Source organism: Phenylobacterium sp. (assembly GCF_020253645.1).
GTDB lineage: Bacteria > Pseudomonadota > Alphaproteobacteria > Caulobacterales > Caulobacteraceae > Phenylobacterium.
Window position 1 is genome coordinate 1 of the sequence record NZ_JADCBG010000083.1, and the last position, 2,942, is coordinate 2,942.

The 2,942-nt window shown below is 68.5% G+C and carries 2 protein-coding genes and 1 pseudogene; 1 reads left to right on the forward strand and 2 read right to left on the reverse strand.

Translation table 11 applies throughout. The features are described from left to right. Window positions 1–747: pseudogene (locus INE98_RS06100) on the reverse strand (phosphoesterase); the annotation flags it as partial. 160 nt (window positions 748–907) lie between these two features. On the opposite strand from INE98_RS06100, the gene INE98_RS06105 reads away from it, so the two are divergent. After that, window positions 908–2,626: an amidohydrolase gene (locus INE98_RS06105; RefSeq protein WP_293537406.1), complete on the forward strand. Its 1,719-nt coding sequence runs from the start codon at window positions 908–910 to the stop codon at window positions 2,624–2,626. Window positions 2,627–2,638: 12 nt separating this feature from the next. On the opposite strand, the gene INE98_RS06110 is transcribed toward INE98_RS06105, so the two are convergent. Then, the coding region (locus tag INE98_RS06110) for a DNA polymerase (RefSeq protein WP_293537408.1) at window positions 2,639–2,942 on the reverse strand (304 nt) is incomplete at its 5' end.

Consider the following 2,942-nt stretch of genomic DNA (forward strand, 5'->3'; position numbering starts at 1 on the left):
ATTGAGCCCCGCCGCCTGGTGGCCGGGCGCGCCCTCCATCCCGACCGAGACCTGCGGCGCCGCATCGTTCCAGTCGCGCAGTTCCGCCGGGGTCGTCTGGCCGTACTGGCCCAGCCCCTTGGCGGAGCGGGACGGATGGTGGGCGATGACCACCGGCGGCCGCGGCAGGGCCTTCATGTAGGTGAGGGCCTCGACCATCCGTCCTTCCTGGTCGCGGGCCGGGTCCACGGGCCAGGCCTCGAACTTGTCGAAGCGGCGCTCAAGGTCCGTCAGGTCATCCCGCTCCTGGGGGCTGTTGGGAACGATGATGCTGGAATGGTCCGCGCCCGGAGTGTTCAGCTCCAGTCCGAAGAAGAGGATCAGGTCGGGGACCTCCCGACGGGCCTTCAGGACCTCGGGATAGGCGAGGTCCCGGTTCACGCGGGAGTGGTTCGGCCCCCCGTGGTCCGTCGCCGCCATCCAGGACAGGCCGTACTTCCGCGCCATGCGGGCGTTGGTGGGGATGGTGTTGTTCGAGTCTCCGCCGATCACCGGCTCCGGGGGCGCGGAAGGATCGGCCCCGGGCTTCCAGTCGACGCTGAACTGGGAATGGACGTGATGGTCGCCCGCCAGCCAGGCCAGGCCATCGCCATGCCCGTCGTGTCGCGCGCCCGTCTCGTGGGCCAGGGCGGGGGCGGCGAGGGCCAGGATCGAGGCCGCCGCAAGGGCCGGCAGGCGGGGTGTGGTGAAAGGCTTGCAAGCGGACATGAGGGGCTCTCTGCGCGGCGGAAGAAAAGACCAGCCTGGACCGCCAACGTGATGGTCCGGTGACGGGCGGCTATCAAACCGCAGGGCGAAAGGAAAGCTTGTCCATGGACCCCGGAAGGGGTTCAGATCGCCGCCGCAATAACCGGGGGGAGGATGTCGGATGCATAACCGGAGAGGGCTGGGGCTCCTGGCGGCGGCGATCCTGGTCGCAGGGTGTGCGCCCCGCGCATCGGATGAGACGGCGGCCGTCTACACCGGCGGCGACATCCTGACCCTGGCGGGCGAGACCCCGGCCTATGTCGAGGCCCTGGCGGTCAGGGACGGCAAGATCGTCGCTGCGGGAAGCCAGGGTGAGGCGCGCAAGGCTGCGGGGCCAGGCGCCCGGACCGTCGACCTGAAGGGCGGCGTCCTGATGCCGGGCTTCATCGACGCCCACAGCCACCTCCTCAACTATGCGGACAGCCTGGTCCAGGGGAACCTCAACCCGCCACCCGTCGGCGGCGTCAGCTCGGTCGCCGACATCGTGGCCGAGCTTAAGCGGCTTAAGGACTCCCTGAAGGCGGGGCCTGGCGTCCTGCTTGTGGGACAGGGATACGACCAGGACTTCCTGGCTGAGAAGCGCCATCCCACGGCGGCGGAACTGGACGCCGCCTTCCCGGACAACCCGGTGATCCTCATCCACACCTCCGGGCACATGCTGGTCGCCAATTCGGCGGCGATCCGGAAGGCCGGCGTTACAGCCGCGACGGCGGACCCGGTGGGCGGCGCCATAATCCGCAAGCCGGGCTCCCGGGAGCCGGAGGGCCTGTTCCAGGAAACGGCCATGCACCCCTTCATCCCGCAGGTGCAGGCGCCGCGCCCCCGCGAGCAGGATCTCGACCTGATCAAGCGGGCGGTCGAACACTATGCCGCCAACGGCTACACCACCGCGGCCGAAGGCCTGGTCATGCCGGACAAGATGCCCCTGCTCCAGGAGGCCGCCGACAAGGGACTCCTCAAGATCGACGTCGAGGCCCTGCCCGCCTACCTCATGGCCGACCAGCTGGTGGGGACGGGCAAGCTCGCCTGGGGCGAGTTCAAGAACGGGCTGAAATGGGCCGGGATCAAACTGGCCACCGACGGCTCCCCCCAGGGCAAGACCGCCTATCTGACCCAGCCCTACCTGACGCCGGTTCCCGGCTGTAAGACGGACTGCCGGGGCTTCCCCAACATCCCCCAGGATGAAATGAACCGGCTGTTCGCCCTGGCCTACAAGAACGGCGTGCAGGTCTATTCGCACAGCAATGGCGACGCCTCGGTCGACATGATGATCGCCGCCCACCGCCAGGCCGAGAAGACCCTCGGCAAGGTCGATCCCAACCGCCGGACGGTGATCATCCACTCGCAGATCATGCGGCCGGACCAGATGGCCAGCTACAGGGCCCTGGGCATGTTGCCCAGCTTCTTCACCAACCATGTCTATTACTGGGGCGACATCCACCTGGCCAACCTGGGTCCCCAGAGGGCGGCCTATCTCAGCCCCCTGGCCAGCGCCTCCAAGACGGGGGTCCCGTCGACCAACCACACTGACGCCATCGTCACCCCCCTGGACCCGATGTTCCTGGTCTGGACGGCGGTCAACCGCATCACCCGGTCGGGCAAGGTCCTGGGCCCGGACGAGCGGGTGACGCCCTACCAGGCCCTGAAGGCGATCACCCTCAATGGCGCCTATACCTATTTCGAGGAGGCCTCGAAGGGCTCGCTCGAAGTGGGCAAGACAGCGGACCTGGTCATCCTTGACCGCAATCCCCTGAAGGTGGAGCCGAACGCCATCCGCGACATAAACGTCGTGGAGACGGTGAAGTCCGGCCGATCAGTCTATCGGGCGCCGAAGGGTTGATCCCTTCGGCCGTCAGTGCGCGTCGTCCCAGTTGGCGGCGGCGTTCACCTCGACCTTGAGGGGAACCGAAAGCGCGACGGCGGGCTCTGCGGCGCCCGCCATGATGCGACGGATCACATCGCCCGCCGCGGCGGCCTCGGCCTCGGGCGCCTCGAAGACCAGTTCGTCATGGACCTGCAGCAGCATACGGGTCTTCAGGCCGGCTGACGCGAGGGCCTCCGGCATCCGGACCATGGCCCGGCGGATGATGTCGGCCGACGCGCCCTGGAGCGGGGCGTTGATCGCCGCCCGGTCGCCGAAGGCCCGCTCGGCCTGG

Bases quoted from the DNA above. Each gene is read 5' to 3' on its own strand.
- INE98_RS06105 (WP_293537406.1), top strand. From the start codon at position 908: ATGCATAACCGGAGAGGGCTGGGGCTCCTGGCGGCGGCGATCCTGGTC.